The 17,807-nt window shown below is 57.9% G+C and carries 14 protein-coding genes, 1 tRNA gene and 1 pseudogene; 7 read left to right on the top strand and 9 right to left on the bottom strand.

What is annotated here, in order from left to right:
* Positions 1–2 precede the first annotated feature (2 nt).
* Positions 3–902, bottom strand: a complete 900-nt coding sequence (locus tag C2E15_RS05285; protein WP_104956437.1) for a glycyl-radical enzyme activating protein — start codon at positions 900–902, stop codon at positions 3–5.
* Positions 903–1,041: 139 nt separating this feature from the next.
* On the opposite strand from C2E15_RS05285, the gene fsa reads away from it, so the two are divergent.
* From fsa to glgX, 6 genes are all read left to right on the top strand, one after another.
* Positions 1,042–1,704 (top strand): fructose-6-phosphate aldolase, encoded by a 663-nt coding sequence (gene fsa, locus C2E15_RS05280; RefSeq protein ID WP_104956436.1) that lies wholly within the window; start codon positions 1,042–1,044, stop codon positions 1,702–1,704.
* A gap of 224 nt (positions 1,705–1,928) precedes the next feature.
* Complete coding sequence (locus C2E15_RS05275; RefSeq protein WP_104956435.1) at positions 1,929–3,197, top strand: DUF1479 domain-containing protein; 1,269 nt, start codon at positions 1,929–1,931, stop codon at positions 3,195–3,197.
* A 276-nt stretch (positions 3,198–3,473) separates the two neighbouring features.
* Positions 3,474–4,238, top strand: coding sequence for a DeoR/GlpR family DNA-binding transcription regulator (locus tag C2E15_RS05270; protein ID WP_104956434.1), 765 nt, complete (start codon positions 3,474–3,476; stop codon positions 4,236–4,238).
* Between the two features lie 336 nt (positions 4,239–4,574).
* Positions 4,575–6,362 carry a malto-oligosyltrehalose trehalohydrolase gene (treZ, locus tag C2E15_RS05265; RefSeq protein ID WP_104956433.1) on the top strand — a complete coding sequence of 596 codons (1,788 nt, stop codon included), beginning with the start codon at positions 4,575–4,577 and terminating at the stop codon, positions 6,360–6,362.
* Positions 6,359–8,893, top strand: a complete 2,535-nt coding sequence (gene treY, locus C2E15_RS05260; RefSeq protein ID WP_104956432.1) for a malto-oligosyltrehalose synthase — start codon at positions 6,359–6,361, stop codon at positions 8,891–8,893. The genes treZ and treY overlap by 4 nt, the downstream gene beginning before the upstream one ends.
* Before the next feature lie 68 nt (positions 8,894–8,961).
* Positions 8,962–11,037: a glycogen debranching protein GlgX gene (glgX, locus tag C2E15_RS05255; protein ID WP_104956431.1), complete on the top strand. Its 2,076-nt coding sequence runs from the start codon at positions 8,962–8,964 to the stop codon at positions 11,035–11,037.
* Between the two features lie 333 nt (positions 11,038–11,370).
* Here glgX and C2E15_RS05245 read toward each other — a convergent pair whose 3' ends face one another.
* From C2E15_RS05245 to C2E15_RS05230, 4 genes are all read right to left on the bottom strand, one after another.
* Complete coding sequence (locus C2E15_RS05245; protein WP_104956429.1) at positions 11,371–12,048, bottom strand: hypothetical protein; 678 nt, start codon at positions 12,046–12,048, stop codon at positions 11,371–11,373.
* A 31-nt stretch (positions 12,049–12,079) separates the two neighbouring features.
* Positions 12,080–12,268: a hypothetical protein gene (locus C2E15_RS05240; RefSeq protein ID WP_104956428.1), complete on the bottom strand. Its 189-nt coding sequence runs from the start codon at positions 12,266–12,268 to the stop codon at positions 12,080–12,082.
* Between the two features lie 113 nt (positions 12,269–12,381).
* Positions 12,382–12,708, bottom strand: a complete 327-nt coding sequence (locus C2E15_RS05235; protein ID WP_104956427.1) for a DUF1493 family protein — start codon at positions 12,706–12,708, stop codon at positions 12,382–12,384.
* Positions 12,702–13,166, bottom strand: coding sequence for an STM2901 family protein (locus tag C2E15_RS05230; RefSeq protein WP_104956426.1), 465 nt, complete (start codon positions 13,164–13,166; stop codon positions 12,702–12,704). Before C2E15_RS05230 ends, C2E15_RS05235 begins: the two co-directional genes overlap by 7 nt.
* Before the next feature lie 317 nt (positions 13,167–13,483).
* On the opposite strand from C2E15_RS05230, the gene C2E15_RS21960 reads away from it, so the two are divergent.
* Positions 13,484–13,729, top strand: coding sequence for a hypothetical protein (locus C2E15_RS21960; protein WP_167391805.1), 246 nt, complete (start codon positions 13,484–13,486; stop codon positions 13,727–13,729).
* A 160-nt stretch (positions 13,730–13,889) separates the two neighbouring features.
* Here the strand turns inward: C2E15_RS21960 and C2E15_RS05225 are convergent.
* From C2E15_RS05225 to proB, 4 genes and pseudogenes are all read right to left on the bottom strand, one after another.
* Positions 13,890–15,014: pseudogene (locus C2E15_RS05225) on the bottom strand (tyrosine-type recombinase/integrase); the annotation flags it as partial.
* Between the two features lie 186 nt (positions 15,015–15,200).
* Positions 15,201–15,276: transfer RNA gene (locus C2E15_RS05220), tRNA-Thr, on the bottom strand.
* Between the two features lie 163 nt (positions 15,277–15,439).
* Entirely contained in the window at positions 15,440–16,693 is a 1,254-nt protein-coding gene (proA, locus tag C2E15_RS05215) for a glutamate-5-semialdehyde dehydrogenase (protein WP_104956425.1), read from the bottom strand.
* Positions 16,694–16,703: 10 nt separating this feature from the next.
* Entirely contained in the window at positions 16,704–17,807 is a 1,104-nt protein-coding gene (proB, locus tag C2E15_RS05210; protein ID WP_104956424.1) for a glutamate 5-kinase, read from the bottom strand.

Raw genomic sequence — 17,807 nt, 5'->3', positions numbered from 1 at the left:
GTTTATCCTCTCAGGGTCGCCGTCAGGCCTTTTTGCGCGGCGTAATGCTGCGCAAAGGTAAGCAGCGCCGGGTTATCCAGCGGTTTATCCGGCGCAAGGTAAGGCTGATGAAGCAGGGCGTATTTGTTCATGCCCAGCGTGTGGTAAGGAAGAAAATGGATGGCGCTGACGCCAAGTTCGTCCGCAGCGAAATTGACGATGGCGCGGATCGACGCTTCATCGGCGTTGAACTCTGGGATCAGCGGCACGCGAATCGTCATCGCCTTGCCGGCGGCGGCCACCCGGCGCAGGTTAGCAAGCACCCGTTTCGCCGAGCCGTCGGTCCAGGCGTGGAAGCGCGCCTCATCGACATGCTTCAGATCCGCCAGAAAGAGATCGATCCAGGGCAGCGCGGGTTCGATATAGCGCCACGGCACATGCAGACAGCTCTCCACCGCCGTGTGGATGTTCTCGTCATGGCACTGGCGGAACAGCCCCGCCGCCAGCGCCGGGTTCATAAAGGGTTCGCCGCCCGATAGCGTGACGCCGCCGCCGCTGCGCGCGTAGAAAGGCTTGTCGCGCCTGACCGCCGCCATGATCGCCTCCAGCGGCTTCTCTTCGCCGCAGAGGGTTAACGCCAGCGTCGGACAGCAGTTTTCCAGCGCGTCGATATGGCGCGGCTGCAGGCGCGGGCGGTCAATCGTCAGGCCATTGCGCGTTCTGGTGATAACCTCCGGCGCCGCGCGCTGGCAGAGATCGCACTGCTCAAGGCAGAGGCGCGCGTCATACAGCAGATCTTTCTGGCGCGAGCGGCTTTCAGGATTCTGGCACCAGCGGCATCCCAGCGAGCAGCCTTTCAGGAAGACAACGGTGCGGATGCCGGGACCGTCATGCGTGGAATAACGCTGGATATTAAAAATCATACGCCCTCTCCTTTCTTACGTTCGAAGATTTGGTACCTTTCGAAAGAAAGCGATATTGATACGGGTCAATAAAAAAGCAGGGATGGGCGATATACTCAGCGAAACTTGCTAAACCTCACGATCTCCTCAGGAGCCGGCTATGGAACTCTATCTCGATACCGCTGACGTCGCGGCTGTTACGCGCCTGGCGCGCATTTTCCCCCTCGCCGGGGTCACCACCAATCCGAGCATTATCGCCAGCAGTAAAACGCCGCCCGAAGTCGTACTGCCGGCGCTGAAAGAGGCGCTGGGCGGGCGCGGCAGGCTGTTTGCGCAGGTCATGGCACCGCAGGCCGATGGCATGGTAGAAGAGGCGCACCGACTGCGCGCCATCATTAACGATCTGGTGGTGAAGGTTCCGGTAACGGCGGAAGGGCTGGCGGCGATAAAACAGCTGCGCGCGGCGGGCATCCCGACGCTGGGCACCGCGGTTTACGGCGCCGCGCAGGGCCTGCTGGCAGCACTGGCCGGCGCGGAATATGTCGCGCCTTATGTTAACCGGCTCGACGCCCAGGGCGGTGATGGTATCCAGACAGTAAGCGAGCTGCAGCAGCTGTTAACGCTGCACGCGCCGGGCGCGAAGGTACTGGCGGCCAGCTTTAAAACGCCGCGTCAGGCGCTGGCGTGCCTGCTGACCGGCTGCGCTTCAATCACGCTGCCGCTGGAGGTGGCGGAGCAGATGATCGCCGCGCCTGCCGTCGCCGCCGCCGTAGAAAAATTTGACCAGGAGTGGCTTGCCGCCTTCGGCAAGGCGGGCCTGTAGCCCGTTAGCGGGCACTCCGCAACAGCCAACGCCGGGTGACCCGCAGCCTGGCGTTCTCCCTGCCTGGGTTAGCACTCTCCCGCTTAAGTTATCGAAATGTGAAAAGCGTGATCCTTTTCACTTCTCAAAAGGATCTTCTTTGTTATCTTTCGCGCTAAAGTTACGAATGAAAGTAAATGCTTTCATTTACCGGCAACGGGCTAATCTAACCTGCGGAGAAACCGATGAGCGCATCCTTTACCTCACTGACCTTACCGGCCGACGTCAAACAGAACGTTATTGAAATGAAGCGGGCGTTACGCGCGCAGATTGGCGACGTCGGGGGCCTGTTCCGTCAGGTTTGTCAGAAGATCGAAACGGAGATCGCCGCCGCCCGGGAAGAGGAGCGGCGCAACGGCAGCGCCTGGCCGGTGCTGCTGCAGGAAGAGATAGCGGCAGGCAAGGTGACGCCCGCGCAGATAGCCCGGATAAAACGCCGCGGCTGTCTGGTCGTGAAACAGACCTTCCGCCGCGACGCGGCGCTGGCGATGGATGCCTCAATGTTGCGCTATCTGGATGAAAACCACTTCGATGAGGTCTACCGCGGCCCCGGCGATAATTTCTTCGGCTCGCTGGAGGCGTCACGTCCGGAAATCTACCCGATCTACTGGTCGAAGGCGCAGATGGAGGCGCGGCAGAGTGATGAAATCGCTGCCGTTCAGTCCTTCCTTAACCGCCTGTGGACCTTTAAGCACGCCGAAGGTGAGTGGTTCAATCCGGACGTTAACATTATCTATCCCGACCGTATTCGACGCCGCCTGCCGGGCACGACCTCAAAAGGGCTGGGCGCGCATACCGATTCCGGCGCGCTGGAGCGCTGGCTGCTGCCCGCCTATCAACAGGTGTTTGGCAAGATTTTCAATAACCGCTTCGCGGAATACGATCCCTGGGATGCGGCGCACCGCCCCGACGTTAACGAGTATGACGTGGACAACACCACCAAATGCTCCGCGTTCCGCACCTTCCAGGGCTGGACGGCGCTGTCGGATATGGCGTTGGGCCAGGGGTTGCTGCATGTGGTGCCGGTGCCGGAAGCGATGGCCTATATCCTGCTGCGTCCGCTGCTGGATGACGTACCGGAAGATGAGCTGTGCGGCGTGGCGCCGGGCCGGGTGCTGCCGGTTTCCGAACGCTGGCATCCGCACCTGATCGCCGGGCTGAGCAGCATCCCGGCACTGGAGGCGGGCGATTCGGTCTGGTGGCACTGCGATGTGATCCACTCGGTAGCGCCGGTGGAAAATCAGCAGGGCTGGGGCAACGTGATGTATATCCCGGCGGCACCGGCGTGCGCGAAAAACAGGGCCTACGCGCAGCGCGTGCGCGAGGCGCTGGAAACCGGTACCTCGCCGGCAGATTTCCCGCGTGAAAACTATGAACAGAGCTGGAAAGATCGTTTTCTTATCAGCGATCTTAATGCGCGCGGCCGTCGCGCGCTGGGCATCGACCCGCTCTGAGGCGGCAGAGAGGGGGCGTCTTACGCGTAGTACAGCAGGCGGGCAGGAAAGAGCGTCTGCACGCAGGCAGAACGCTTTTCTCGTGAGCTGGCGTGCAGGGAGGACGCTCTTTCTCCTGCGCGGAGCGCGCAGCAAAACTGTTCTTCCCGTGATATCAACAGCGTCGGCAGAGCGCTCTGCCGCCATGCGGACCGCTCCGGCGCGCTGCCGGGGCACCATGCGATCCGCAGACGATTTTGTTATACTCCCCTCCCCCGCCCCAGGATGAGACGCCGGATGAACGCAAGGCAGTTACAGATTATTCAGCTGGTTAATGAAAGAGGCAGCATCAGCGTCAGCGAGCTGTCGCGCCTGACGCACGTTTCCGAAGTTACGGTGCGGCAGGACCTCACGACGCTGGAGAAAGGCAGCTACCTGAAGCGCGTTCACGGTTCCGCCATCTCTCTGGAAGGCGATGACGTTGCGGCGCGCATGCAGGCACGTTTTCCGCTGAAGCAGGGGCTGGCGGATTACGCCGCCTCGCTGGTAAAACCCGGCGAGTCGGTGTTTATCGAAGGCGGCAGCACCAACGCCCTGCTGGCGCGCTGCCTGGCAGACAATGACAGCATCACCATTGTCACCGTTAGCCACTATATCGCCGGGCTGCTGAAAGCGTCGCGTTGCGAAGTGATCGTGCTGGGCGGCCTCTATCAGAAAAGCAGCGAGTCGGTGGTCGGCCCGCTGACCCGCAGCTGCATTCAGCAGGTGCATTTCCAGAAAGCTTTTATCGGCATCGACGGCTGGCATCCCGATACCGGCTTTACCGGCCGCAATATGCTGCGCAGCGATATCGTCAATGCAGTAATGGCAAAAGATATCGATACCTTCGCTTTAACCGATTCCTCGAAATTCGGGCAGTTTCACCCCTACCCGATTGCCGTTGACCGCCCTTTCCGTCATGTGATCACCGATAGCGGTCTCGACGACCGCTACCGCCAGCGGCTTGAGCAGCAAGGCATTAACGTCCATCAGGTGAGCGAGAAAGTCCCCGGCGTAGCGTAGCGGCGCCGCCTGCCGCCGCGTCGTCTCCCCTCATCCCTCTATTTCCGCCTGGCTCACAAAGGTTATCTTCGTTCTGCCGCTCTGCTATCGCGGCCCTTCACTTCCTGCCCGATGGTCTATGATTGTTCTTTGTATGCTGCCTGGAGCCGAAACCGCCGGACACCGTTTCAATACGCATTCTCTGGGGGGCAGCCACTTCGTGACTGACCAGAAGAGCGATGCCCCACTACGGCACCAGATCACGCTTACAGATTTAAGCACCTGAAACTCACATCGCCGGCATTTGGCGGGCGATGTCGTCTATTGCTCACATCTGGGTTAACACGAGGCAGTTGAATGGAGTCCAAATCATTTCTTAAAAGTTGGGGCGCTGAATATGTGGCCGCCGACACCGTTCGTTTTCGTCTCTGGGCTACCGGCCAGCAAAAAATCACGCTCAGGCTGTCAGGCCAGGAGCGCGAAATGACGCCGGCCGGCGACGGCTGGTTCGAGCTTGAAGCGGCCGGCGTCGCGCCGGGCGCTGAATATAATTTTGTTCTCGCCGACGGCACTGTGGTGCCGGATCCCGCCGCGCGCGCGCAGAAGGCGGAGGTAAACGGCCCTTCGCTGGTTATCGATCCTGCCGGCTATGCATGGCAAAACAGCGACTGGAAAGGCCGCCCGTGGACCGAGACCGTGGTCTATGAGATGCATATGGGCACCTTCACGCCGGAAGGCACCTTCCGCGCCGCTATCGATAAGCTGCCGTGGCTGGCTGAACTCGGCGTGACGATGATTGAAGTGATGCCGCTTTCCCAGTTCGGCGGCAATCGCGGCTGGGGTTACGACGGTGTACTGCTCTATGCGCCCCACTCCGCCTACGGCACACCGGATGACTTCAAAGCCTTTGTCGACGCCGCGCATGGCCATGGCCTGTCGGTGGTGCTTGATATTGTGCTTAACCACTTCGGGCCGGAGGGCAACTATCTGCCGCTGCTGTCGCCCGACTTCTTCCATAAAGAGCGCATGACCCCGTGGGGCGCCGGCATCGCCTATGATGTCGACGCGGCGCGCCGCTATATCGAAGAAGCGCCGCTGTTCTGGCTGCAGGAGTATTACCTTGACGGCCTGCGCTTCGATGCCATCGACCAGATTGAAGATCCTTCCGACAAGCATGTATTGATCGACATCGCCGAGCGCATCCGCGCTGAGATTACCGATCGGCCGATCCATCTGACCACCGAAGATTGCCGTAACGTGATTTTCCTGCATCCGCGCGCGGAAGATGGCTCAGCGCCGCTGTTCACCGGCGAATGGAACGACGACCTGCACAACGCCGTGCATGTGTTCGCTACCGGCGAAACGCACGCCTACTACCAGGATTTTGCCAGCGAGCCGGAGAAACGCATCGCGCGCGCGCTGACCGAAGGGTTCGTCTATCAGGGCGAAGTATCGGCGCAGAGCGGCGAGAAGCGCGGCGTGAAAAGCACCGGGCAGCCACCGGTCGCCTTTGTCGATTTTATTCAGAACCATGACCAGGTCGGCAACCGCGCGCAAGGTGAGCGACTGATCGATCTGGCCGGCGCCGACCGCACCAAAGTGATGCTGTCGATGCTGCTGCTGTCGCCGCATATTCCGCTGATCTTTATGGGCGAAGAGTATGGCGAAACCAACCCGTTCCTGTTCTTTACCGATTTCCATGGCGATCTGGCGAAGGCGGTGCGCGAAGGCCGCGCGCGCGAGTTCCAGGGCCACGCCGGGCATGAAGGCGAAAGCGTGCCCGATCCGAATGCCAAAGCAACCTTCGAGATGTCGAAGCTCGACTGGAAAAAGCGGGAGAGCGAGGAAGGCAAAGCCTGGCTGGCGCTGACCCGCGAACTGCTGGCGCTGCGTCAGCAGCATCTGGTGCCGCTGCTGGCCACCGCCGGCGGTGACGCCGGCAAAGTGGTGAAGACAGCAGAAGGCTTTTTCGCCGTCACTTGGGCTTTCCCGCGCGGCACGCTGTCGATGGCGCTGAATATCGGCGAGACCACGCAGCCGTTACCCGATCTGCCGGGCGACACCCTGTTCGCCTGGCCGCAGGCGGCCGATGCGCTGCCGCAGAATTCGATTATTGTTCGCCTGGCCTCTGGAGATGCAACGTGAAGATCCCAACCGCTACCTATCGCATTCAGTTTCGTAACGGCATGACCTTTGACCGCGCCGCGGCGCTGGTGCCCTACCTGAAGCGGCTCGGCATCAGCCATCTTTACGCCTCGCCGATTTTTACCGCCACGGCAGAATCCACTCACGGCTACGACGTTACCGACGCCAACGAGATTGAGCCTTCCATCGGCGGCCGCGCAGGCTTCGACCGGATGGTGAAAACGCTGAAAGAGGCAGGCCTCGGCCTGATCCTCGATATTGTCCCGAACCATATGGCCGCCTCGCTGGAGAACGCCTGGTGGCGCGACGTGATCGAGCATGGCAAGCAGAGCCGCTACGCGCGCCATTTCGATATCGACTGGTCGCGTCGCCTGACGCTGCCTTTCCTCGGCGATACCTTTGAGGCCGTGCTGGAAAACGGCGAAATCAGCGTCAAGGCGGATCCGAACAGCGGTAAGCCGGCGTTCGCCTATTACGACAGCTACTACCCGCTGACGCCGGAGAGCTGGCAAGGGCGCGAAGAAGAGATCCTGAAGCTGCGCGATAAAGCGCAGATCGCCGCGCTGCACGAACAGCAGCCGTGGCGGCTGATGTCCTGGCGCGATGCGCCGCGTGACCTCTCCTACCGCCGCTTTTTCGAGATTACCGGGCTGGTCGGCGTGCGCGTCGAGGATAAGCCGGTATTCGACGATACCCATCGGCTGATTCTGGAGCTGGTGCATTCCGGCGCAGTCGACGGCCTGCGCGTTGACCATGTCGACGGGCTCGCCGATCCGAAAGCCTACCTGGAGCTGCTGCGCCAGGAGGCGGGCCCGGATTGCTATATCACCGTCGAGAAAATCCTCGGCAAAAACGAGCAGATCCCGCAAGAGTGGCCGATTTCCGGCACTACCGGCTATGAGTTTATCGAATCGCTTTCCGACGTGCTGGTGGATGACGAGCAGCTCGACGCGCTGCGCGCCGCCTGGGATAACGTTGTCGGCAAGCCGGTGGACATGCGCGCCGAACTGCGCGCGGCCAAACTGCTGATGGCCGATAAGAACTTCGAAGGCGAGTTCACCACCCTGCTGCGTCTGGCGATGGCTATCGCCAATACGGAAAACGCCGGGCTGCACGAGGACGCACTGCGCGGCGCGCTGCGCGAACTGCTGGTTGCCTTCCCGGTCTATCGCACCTACGGCACCACAGAGGGGCTGCCGCCGGAAGGCCTGGCGTTGCTGCAGAAGATCGTGCAGCGCGTAAAAAGCAGCGCCCACGCGCCCGATACCCAGGCGCTTGATGTGCTGACCGACATTCTGGCAGGCAAGGTTTCCGAAGCGGCGGCGGCGGATGCAGCGAATTTCCGCACCCGTTTCCAGCAGCTGACCGGCCCGCTGATGGCGAAATCGGTCGAGGATACGCTGTTCTTCCGCCAGAACATGGAGCTGGCGCTGAACGAAGTGGGCGCCGAGCCGATGCCGCGCGCCTTCTCGCTCAACCGTTTTCACGCTGAGATGAAAACGCGTCTGGAGCGTCAGCCCGACGCCCTCTCCGGCACCTCCACGCACGACACCAAACGCGGCGAAGATGCGCGCGCGCGGCTCTATACGCTAACCGAAGCGCCGGAGCTGTGGGCGGAATGCGTCGCCCGCTGGCGCCAGATGAACCAACAGAAGGTGGTGCAGCTTGAAGATGGCACCGCGCCGAAGCCGGCCGTCGCCTGGATGCTCTATCAGGCGCTGGTCGGCGTCTGGCCGACCACGCTGCGTCCGAACGACGAGGCGGGGCTGAAAGCGCTGGAGGAGCGTTTCCTCGCCTTTACCGAAAAGGCGCTGCGCGAGGCCAAGCTGCGCACTAACTGGGGCGATAGCAATGACGCCTATGAAACGGCGGTGCTGGATTATGCACGCCACCTGCTTTCGCCAGCCAACCAGACCTTTTTGCAGGACTTTTACCGTACCATCCAGCCCTATGTACGCGCCGGCCTGGTCAACAGCCTGACCCAGACCATCATCAAGCTGACCGCGCCGGGCGTGCCCGATATCTATCAGGGCAGCGAAGGGCTGAATTTCAGCCTTGTCGATCCTGATAACCGCCGCGAACCCGATTTCGCCACGCTGGAGCAGTGGCTGGCTGACGATGAGACGCCGACCACCAGCAATGAGCAGAACTGGCTGAGCGGCGAGCTGAAGCAGCATGTTACCGCCAGGCTACTGCGTTTCCGTCAGCAGAAGCCGATGCTGTTCCGCAAAGGCGACTACCTGCCGCTGGCCGCCGCCGGCAAGCGAGCAGAAAACGTTATCGCCTATGCGCGCGCGCAGGAGAATGAGGCGCTGATCGTTATCGCACCGCGTCTGGTGCTGAACGCGCTGCACGGCAGCCTGGCGCAGCCGCAGCTGGAGCGCTGGAGCGAAACGGAGATCCCCTTGCCCGCATCGCTGGCTAACCGTCGCTACCGCGATATTCTCAGCGGAGAAGAGATGTTACTGACCGACCACATCAGTATGGCGTCGGTTGATTGTTGTTCGTCTGTTGTTCTTATAACAGTGTGATTTTGCTTATCAGAAAGCGCTTCTAAACGCTGTTGCAGGCAAAATGTTCATTCGATGGAGAAGAATGCATGTCAAACGGTAAGCCTTTTGAAATAACAGCAGGGTATAGTCATCTTCTCGGCGCCAACTTTGATGGCGACGGCGTTAACTTTGCGATCTTCTCGGCGCATGCGGAGCGCGTGGAGCTTTGCCTCTACGATCCGAGCGGCAAAAATGAAATCGCCCGGCTGGATCTGCCGGAATATACCCATGAGGTCTGGCACGGCTATATACCGGGCCTAAAGCCTGGCGCGCTCTACGGCTATCGCGTTCACGGGCCTTACGATCCGGAGAACGGCCATCGTTTTAACCCCAATAAACTCCTGATCGATCCTTACGCGCGCGAGCTGGTCGGCGATATCGAGTGGAACGAAGCCCACTTCGCCTACGACCTGCTGCATGAAGATAAAGATCTGACCTTCGATACGCGCGACAGCGCCCCTTTTACGCCGAAATGCCGGGTTGTCGATCCTAATGAGTTTGACTGGCAGGATAATAATCGCCCTTCCATCGCCTGGCCGAAATCGGTGATTTACGAGACCCATGTCAAAGGGTTTACCCAGCTTAACTCTGCCCTGCCGCCGGAGCTGCGCGGCAATTTCGAAGGCATGGGCCACAAGGCTTCCGTCGACTATATCAAGAGTCTCGGGATTACTTCGGTCGAGCTGCTGCCGGTTCACTGGTTCCCGGACGATCAGCATCTGCTGGACAGGGGGCTGAAAAATTTCTGGGGTTACAACTCGCTGGGCTTCTTCGCGCCGGCGCCGCGCTACTACGGTCCGAAAGGCATTCAGGGCTTCCGCGATATGGTGCGTGCGTTCCACGACGCCGGCATCGAAGTGATCCTCGACGTGGTCTATAACCATACAGCGGAAGGTAACGAACTCGGCCCAACGCTGTCGTTCAAAGGCATCGATAACTTCTCCTATTACCGCACCATGCCTGACCAGCATCGTTATTACATTAACGACACCGGTACCGGCAACACCGTTAACACCTCGCACCCGCGTGTGCTGCAGATGGTGATGGATTCGCTGCGCTATTGGGCGGAATCGATGCATGTCGACGGCTTCCGCTTCGATCTCGGCACCATTCTGGGCCGCGAGCCGGAAGGCTTCGACCAGCGCGGCGGCTTCTTCGACGCGGTAACCCAGGATCCGGTGCTGTCTAAGGTGAAGCTGATCGGTGAACCCTGGGATATCGGCCCCGGCGGCTACCAGGTGGGCGGCTTCCCGCCGGGCTGGGCGGAGTGGAACGATAAATACCGCGACACGGTGCGCGAATACTGGAAAGGCGATAACGTCTCTACCGATTTCGCCGCGCGTCTGCTCGGCTCCGGCGATCTCTACGATCAGCGCGGCCGTCGCCCGTGGGCGAGCGTCAACTTTATTACCGCGCACGACGGCTTTACGCTGAACGATGTGGTCTCCTATAACGAGAAGCACAATGAGGCGAACGGCGAGGACAACAACGACGGCCATAACGATAACCGTTCATATAACTATGGCGCCGAAGGCCCGACTGAAGATGAAGGTATCAACGCGGTGCGCGACCGCCAGAAGCGCAACTTCCTCGCCACGCTCTTCTTCTCTCACGGCACGCCGATGCTGCTGGCGGGCGATGAGTTCGGCCGCAGCCAGATGGGCAATAACAACGGCTACTGTCAGGATAGCGAGATCTCCTGGGTTCACTGGGACGATCTGCCGGAAACCTGCGAGGCGCTGCGCGAGTTTACCCGTCGGGTGATCACGCTGCGGGCGCAGCAGCCGCTGCTGCGCCGCGAAAGCTGGCGTGACGGCATGGATATCAAATGGTTTAACGCCGGCGGCGGCTTCCAGCAGTCGGAGCAGTGGGACGAAGGCTCTACGCTCGGCGTCTATATCGGCCGCGCCGACCTGCAGCCGGAAGAAGGCATCTGGCACGACGTGCTGATGCTGTTCAACCCGTTTGAAGGCAACGTGCCGTTCCGCATTCCGCAGTTTGGCGAAGGCGGCTGGGTGCTGGAACTCTCTACCTCTGATAACGCGAAGCCGGGTATGGTGATCACCAAAGAGATGGATTTTGAACTGGAGGGCCGCAGCCTCGCCCTATTCAGAAGACCCTAAGCGCACAGCGTTGCTGCTTTACTGAGGATCCCCGTCGGCGATGCCGGCGGGGATTTTTTTATGCGCTGCGCGCTGTCTGTTTAACGCGCCTCTGGCAAGCATCGCTGCGATCGCCCCAACCATACGCTGATAAACCGCCGCGACAATGCGCGCACCATCCCGCTCTGCGGTGATGCTGTAAAGCGCCTTAGCCTCTTGCGGGTTGGCTAACTTGATTTCAGGCTGCGACGCTGACGCTGCCGGAGGCGCAGCTGAACGCCCTGAATACGCTGGCGGCATAACCGTTTGCCTTATGGTGTGGGCCGCCAGATAAGCGGCCCGCGTTGCGACACGTTAAATGACCCGGCACGTTGTCCAGTTGTAGTTCACCTGCGCCAGCTTTAGCTCTCCTGACAGGTCGCCGTAGCGAGCGTGCTGAGCCTGAAGAAAATAGCGCTGCAGCGACGCCGGCAGACGCTGCGCCCGATAACGCAGCAGCGTGCTGTGCCAGAACGGCGCCGGCAGGGGCGTTTTCTTATGACGCGCCAGCAGCGCTTCCCGCCAGGGCGAGGCTAATACCTCTTCACAAAAGCGCTGACGCGCCGTTATCGCCTGAGCGTCAGGCACCCCCGCCAGCAGCAGCTGTCCTGGCAAAGCCACAAGCCGCAGCCCCTTTATCGTTACGCGCTGCCCCTGATAGTTCTGCCACAGGCGCAGCAGCGGCGCGATGTCCTCCGGCAGCGCGTCCTCCTCTTCGTACAGCGGCGGTGTGATGGGCAAAAAGGTGAAATGAAACGCCTCTGTCGGCAGCAGATCCGCCAGCGCATCCTCTGCGCTTAGCTGGCGGACCGCATCGAAAAGCGCGCGCACGGCAGGCGGCATGGACGGTTGCAGACCAGCCGCCAGCGCCAGCTTCCGCGGATGGTAGTACTCTCCGCTCATCACCTCGCCGATGCCGCTTTCCTGTTGCCAGAGGGCGACGGTTTTGTCATTGGTGGCGCGGTAGAGCGTATCCAGATCGGTAGGGTGCATAATTATCCTGGCGTCGGGTCAGAGATGAATGTTAATACCATTTCGAATAACGCACATCGATAACGATAACCACTACCGCCCAGATAACCGTCAGCAGAATGGCATGCGTTGGCAGTACAATGATAAAAAAGAGCGCGCCCGCCACAATTATCGCCAGCGGGATTAAATCACCGAAAAGAAAGTCTATCAGACGCAGGATTTTATTAAACACGGCATTCATTGATTCATCCGTTTTTATATAAAGATAACCCATCGATTCGTTATGCAGAATCAACCCTGAACTTTATATACTTTTCATAAATAAAGTTAGCGCTTCATGGGAGTAATGCGCCCTTATTTGTACAACCATCTTCCGGCTTTTGCTGACTCGATCAGCATACCAATATTGAAATCAGGAACAGAAACAGGCGCTGCTTTCTTAAAAGGATGCCATGAAACAGGAACGTCAGGATAGTAAGTTTCTATTTTAAAGCTTCCCCGTTCAACCTGAAATTCCTCGAAAAACTTATCCATCAGTTCACCCGCTTCAAGGTCATCAAGGCTCAAATCAGTATCAAGATCCGTTTTAGGTGTTAGCGCTACTTGTTTGAACGTGAATAGGTACGCGCCAGCGTAAGGCCGTACTAGCTCATAAATGCGCTGTTCAACATTGCTTACCATAATTTATCGTTCCCCCGCGCTATGGCGTTATAGTCCCGAATAGTACGATGGGTGATTTGAGCGATATCAGAAGCTAAAATAATCCACCCCACGACAGGAATAGCCCTGCCCGTAAACGTTCCAATATTAGCCACAGCCCTAATCCTGATAGTAGAAGGTGGATAACCACCAATAACGGAAGGTAGTTTTATCCCGAAAGGGAACTGCGCTTTTTTGAAAACTTTTCGTGAGGCTTTAGATGCATAGGATGTTCCCTTCTCAGCACCGTTTGGTTTTGCCCTTGTAGGGAGAGTGTTACGCCCTGATACAATGGCAGCAACAGCACCGAAATCAACAAGACCTAAACCAAGTTGATCGACAAACATTTCGCAGAAAATCATAAAAAATAGTTCAGAGGCGGTGAGGTTTGAACGCCCCGCATAAAAATATGTTCCGTTTAGTTCCTCAACTGTATCCACGTCTCGCTCCTTATGACGCTGTATGTATTGCAATCATAACGACGGATTTACATCCAGTCACCCTAAAATATGACGTTAGCCGCTCGCGCCAATTTAATTTTCTCTCACTCTTCCTGCGTCTTAACGAGCCAGACTTTATCTTTCGACGTCGCCAGAAATGTACGGGCGTGAATCTTGCGGTTGTTGCGCTTCGTAGCTGCTTTTGATTAGCCCTGGACATAGGTATTACCTCCGCTGGTCTGCATGGCTTGCCGCAGACATGGCCGGTAACATCCGCAAACGCCGTGAAGAAACGGAGGCGGAAACCAAAGCGCAGAATGAGAAGTAGCGCCATTGTCCGTCAGGCTGAAATCAGCGCGCCCGTGGTGGCTGAAGAATATCAGGCCATCCTTAACGAAACAGGACTGCATTCTGACAGCGCAGTACGCCATGACGCTACCGCCACCCGGATCCTGGCAGGGATACAAGGCTACAAGCTACCGGTTTCGCCTGAAAAAGCTGAACGCATAGCAGGAGGGCCGCTAAAAGGCTTAATGAATTTAAAGTCTCTTCATCCTTCCTAATTTGTTCATTATCCCTAATTTCTTGAGCAAGTCGAAGTAAATGCTTTCCCTCTGTAAAAATGTATTTAGCAAGTTCTCTTTGTGAATTCACATAGCGCAAATCTAGATATTTAAGATAAAATCTATCGCTAACTTCATTCATTTGATTTTGTTTATAACCTACATACAGCTTATAATATGAAGTAGCTCGTTTCGCTTTATATTTTATACGTATGATTACAAGCCCACAGATATTATTTTTGTCAACACGGGCTAATTGAATATCAACCCATGATAAATAAAAACCCTTTCATGCAACAATGTAGACATCACACGTCTAAAACTATGCACGGTAAGTTTTCCACCGTAGCTAATTCGCTTAAAAGCTGATTTATATTTTTTTCGTTCTTCGCCTTACTCGGATCACTCCGCCCAGAAAAAGCATAATGATAGTTCGCTGTTATCATCTTGAGTTCATTGAGCAAATCTAACGCTTGAGTTGATAATTGCATAAAATATGTCCTGCGAATTTTCATCCTTTCCGCAGGAATTTCACAAACAGGGTTATCTATATCAAATTCCGACCATACTGCTGTACGTAATTCGATGTTTCTCACACCAGTGATTGTTAGCAATTTCGTATCAATTTGGACAAGCCAACCTCCGGAGTAACCGTCTAAGGCTTGTAAAAATCAATTATCTCCTCAGTTTGAAGGAACGGAAAATCATTGGATTGATGTACTTCAAGGGCACTGGAGAAAATTGCTGATAGGTTGACCCCATCTATACCTGTAGCAAAAGCACAGCAAAAATTTTTCGCGCAGCGCAGCCGTACTTTAAGCAGCTTTTCTGGCACACCGTATTTCTCAATTTTACACAGCACGTCCAGCAATCCTCGCGATTTAAATTGGCCTACCAACCCTGTGCATACATCAGAAAAATATCGTTTTGAAGCACTCCCATCATACCTGATGCTTACTGCCGACCATTTGGCAGACTTCATCCAATGCCACTCTCTGGCAATCTTTTTGTAAGCGCCTCAGGCTCAGTTTGCAGGCAAGCTTTTGCTCTCTTCGAACCTCGCTCTGATATTTTCCTTCTGCGACTCGTTTCGGGCATCCTCATGATGGGAACGAACACTACCGAGCGTGCTTATCAGGTATAGCCCAGTCGAGATCATTTTGGGCTTACCGGTAAAACGATAACGGAACCGCCAGCGCTTGCTTCCATTGGGTTCTACAAGTAAAGACAGCCCTTGCCCATCATCAAATGTATAGCCTTTAGCTTCAGGCTTAGCGCAGCGAATCTACATATCGTTTAAAGGCAGGTGTACAGGAAGCTAAGACCGAACAGGAACATATACAAAATCCTATACATATTCAGTACCGGATTCTATTGGAAGACCAGGGATTAATCCCGGACAAAAAAAGCACCAAAGTCGTTATAAAACCGATATTTTATGGATAGATACGAACGTTTGAGGACGTTGAAGTGGTGCCGGTAATAGGAGTCGAACCTACGACCTTCGCATTACGAATGCGCTGCTCTACCAACTGAGCTATACCGGCTTTGAGAAGGGACACTACGGGCTGTAACGTTAAAAAAAAGCGGCGCCTGAGTCAAGAGGCGCCGCATCGGATGCTGCTTTTGTCGCCAGCGGGCGGATTACCGTTGACAGCGACCAGCGTTACAGCCGCCCTGCTATCTCTCCGCGCGCCGTCACGCTTTCCGCTACGCCCGCACGGTATCGTCGCCGTAACCAATCCATTTATAGGTTGTGAGCGCTTCCAGCCCCATCGGGCCGCGCGCATGCAGCTTCTGCGTACTGACCGCCACTTCCGCGCCCAGGCCAAACTGGCCGCCGTCGGTAAAGCGGGTGCTGGCGTTAACATACACCGCTGAGGAGTCCACCTGCCTGACGAAACGATCGGCGGCGCGCGTGTCGCGCGTCAGAATCGCATCGGAATGCTGGGTGCCATGCGCGCGAATATGCGCGATCGCTTCATCCATATCGTCCACAATGCGCACGTTCAAATCAAGCGACAGCCATTCATTGTCATACTCTTGCGCTTTCACCGCCTCTACGTCAGCCGGGCCTTGCTGCAACAGCGGCAGCGCGCGTGGGTCGGCGTGCAGCGTGATCGCCTCCTGCGCCATACGCTGGCTCAGCGCAGGCAGGAAAGCATCCGCTACGGCGGCGTTCACCAGCAGCGTTTCAACCGAGTTACAGGCGCTGGGGCGCTGCTTCTTCGCATTAACGATCACCTTCAGCGCCGCTTCCGGCTCGAAGTCGGCGTCGATATAGATATGACAAACGCCAATGCCGCCGGTGATCACTGGAATCGTCGATTGCTCGCGGCACAGCTTGTGCAACCCTGCGCCGCCGCGCGGGATTAGCATATCCACATAGCGATCCAGCTTCAGCAGCTGGTTTACCAGCTCGCGATCCGGGCTTTCAATCGCCTGCACCGCGCCGGCCGGCAGGCCGTGCTGCGCCAGCGCCGACTGGATCACGCGCACCGTGGCGCCATTGGTGCGATATGTCTCTTTACCGCCGCGCAGGATCACCGCGTTGCCGGTTTTCAGGCAGAGCGAAGCCACATCCACTGTCACGTTGGGGCGCGCTTCATAAATGACGCCGACTACGCCCAGCGGCACGCGGCGACGTTCAATGCGCAGCCCGCTGTCCAGCTGGCCACCGTCGATCAGCTGACCGACCGGATCGGTCAGCCGGCATACCTGGCGCACATCGTCGGCAATGCCCTTCAGACGCGCCGGGTTAAGCATCAGACGATCGAGCAGCGCTTCGCTCAGACCGCTGGCGCGCGCATCCGCCAGATCCTGCTCGTTAGCGGCGAGAATGGCGGCGCCCTGCGCTTCCAGTTGATCGGCGATGGTCATCAGCACGCGGTTTTTCTCCGCGGTGGTCAGCGTGGCGAGCTGATATGAGGCCGCTTTGGCCGCCTTGCCCATTTCTTCCAGCATTGATGCCCCCTTAGCTGACAATCATGTCGTCACGGTGCATCGCGACCGGACCATATTCATATCCCAGGATATCACTGATCTCCTGGCTGTGATGGCCGGCGATCATGCGCAGCGCATCGCTGTTATAGCGTGAAACGCCGTGGGCGATATCGCGCCCCAGCAGGCTGCGAATGCGGATCACCTCGCCACGGGAAAAGTTGCCGCTCACTTCGCGAATGCCTTTCGGCAGCAGCGAGCTGCCGCGTTCCAGCACCGCCGACAGCGCGCCATCGTCGATCACGATTTCGCCCGCCGGCGGCGCGCCGAAAATCCAGCGCTTACGCGTCTCCAGCGGCGACTGCTGCGCGTGGAAACGGGTGCCGACCGGTTTGCCTTCAATTACGTCGCCAATCACGCCCGGGCGGCTGCCTGCGGCGATAATCACGTCGATGCCGGCGCGGCAGGCAACGTCCGCCGCCTGCAGTTTGGTGGTCATACCGCCGGTGCCTAGCCCGGAAACGCTGTCGCCGGCGATGGTGCGCAGCGCGTCGTCAATGGCATGAACGTCGCTGATAAGCGATGCCTGCGGGTTACTGCGCGGATCGGCGGTAAACAGCCCCTGCTGATCGGTCAGCAGCAGCAGCTTATCAGCGCCCGCCAGCATCGCCGCCAGCGCCGACAGGTTGTCGTTGTCGCCAACCTTGATCTCCGCCGTCGCTACCGCATCGTTCTCATTGATAACCGGCACAATATTGTTGTCCAGCAGCGCGCGCAGGGTGTCACGCGCGTTAAGGAAGCGCTCGCGATCTTCCATATCCGCGCGCGTCAGCAGCATCTGGCCGATATTGATACCATAGATGGAGAACAGCTGTTCCCACAGCTGGATCAGACGGCTCTGCCCCACCGCAGCCAGCAGCTGCTTTGAGGCGATGGTAGGCGGCAGCTCCGGGTAGCCCAGGTGTTCACGCCCGGCAGCCATCGCGCCGGAGGTGACGATCACAATTCGATGGCCCGCCGCGTGCTGCTGTGCGCACTGACGAACTAACTCCACAATATGTGCCCGATTTAACCGACGCGATCCGCCGGTCAGTACGCTGGTCCCCAGTTTGACCACCAGGGTCTGACTGCCGCTCAT

Origin of the sequence: Mixta gaviniae (assembly GCF_002953195.1) — a bacterium.
Taxonomy (GTDB): domain Bacteria; phylum Pseudomonadota; class Gammaproteobacteria; order Enterobacterales; family Enterobacteriaceae; genus Mixta; species Mixta gaviniae.
Note: the sequence above shows the minus strand (reverse complement) of the source record. Positions and strands in the feature narration are given on the sequence as shown.

What these genes read in the sequence shown, in the direction of transcription:
- C2E15_RS05285 (WP_104956437.1), bottom strand. Translation starts at nt 902, where the DNA reads ATGATTTTTAATATCCAGCGTTATTCCACGCATGACGGTCCCGGCATC.
- fsa (WP_104956436.1), top strand. Translation starts at nt 1,042, where the DNA reads ATGGAACTCTATCTCGATACCGCTGACGTCGCGGCTGTTACGCGCCTG.
- C2E15_RS05275 (WP_104956435.1), top strand. Translation starts at nt 1,929, where the DNA reads ATGAGCGCATCCTTTACCTCACTGACCTTACCGGCCGACGTCAAACAG.
- C2E15_RS05270 (WP_104956434.1), top strand. Translation starts at nt 3,474, where the DNA reads ATGAACGCAAGGCAGTTACAGATTATTCAGCTGGTTAATGAAAGAGGC.
- treZ (WP_104956433.1), top strand. Translation starts at nt 4,575, where the DNA reads ATGGAGTCCAAATCATTTCTTAAAAGTTGGGGCGCTGAATATGTGGCC.
- glgX (WP_104956431.1), top strand. Translation starts at nt 8,962, where the DNA reads ATGTCAAACGGTAAGCCTTTTGAAATAACAGCAGGGTATAGTCATCTT.
- C2E15_RS05245 (WP_104956429.1), bottom strand. Translation starts at nt 12,048, where the DNA reads ATGCACCCTACCGATCTGGATACGCTCTACCGCGCCACCAATGACAAA.
- C2E15_RS05240 (WP_104956428.1), bottom strand. Translation starts at nt 12,268, where the DNA reads ATGAATGCCGTGTTTAATAAAATCCTGCGTCTGATAGACTTTCTTTTC.
- C2E15_RS05235 (WP_104956427.1), bottom strand. Translation starts at nt 12,708, where the DNA reads ATGGTAAGCAATGTTGAACAGCGCATTTATGAGCTAGTACGGCCTTAC.
- C2E15_RS21960 (WP_167391805.1), top strand. Translation starts at nt 13,484, where the DNA reads ATGAGAAGTAGCGCCATTGTCCGTCAGGCTGAAATCAGCGCGCCCGTG.
- proA (WP_104956425.1), bottom strand. Translation starts at nt 16,693, where the DNA reads ATGCTGGAAGAAATGGGCAAGGCGGCCAAAGCGGCCTCATATCAGCTC.
- proB (WP_104956424.1), bottom strand. Translation starts at nt 17,807, where the DNA reads ATGAGCGGCAGTCAGACCCTGGTGGTCAAACTGGGGACCAGCGTACTG.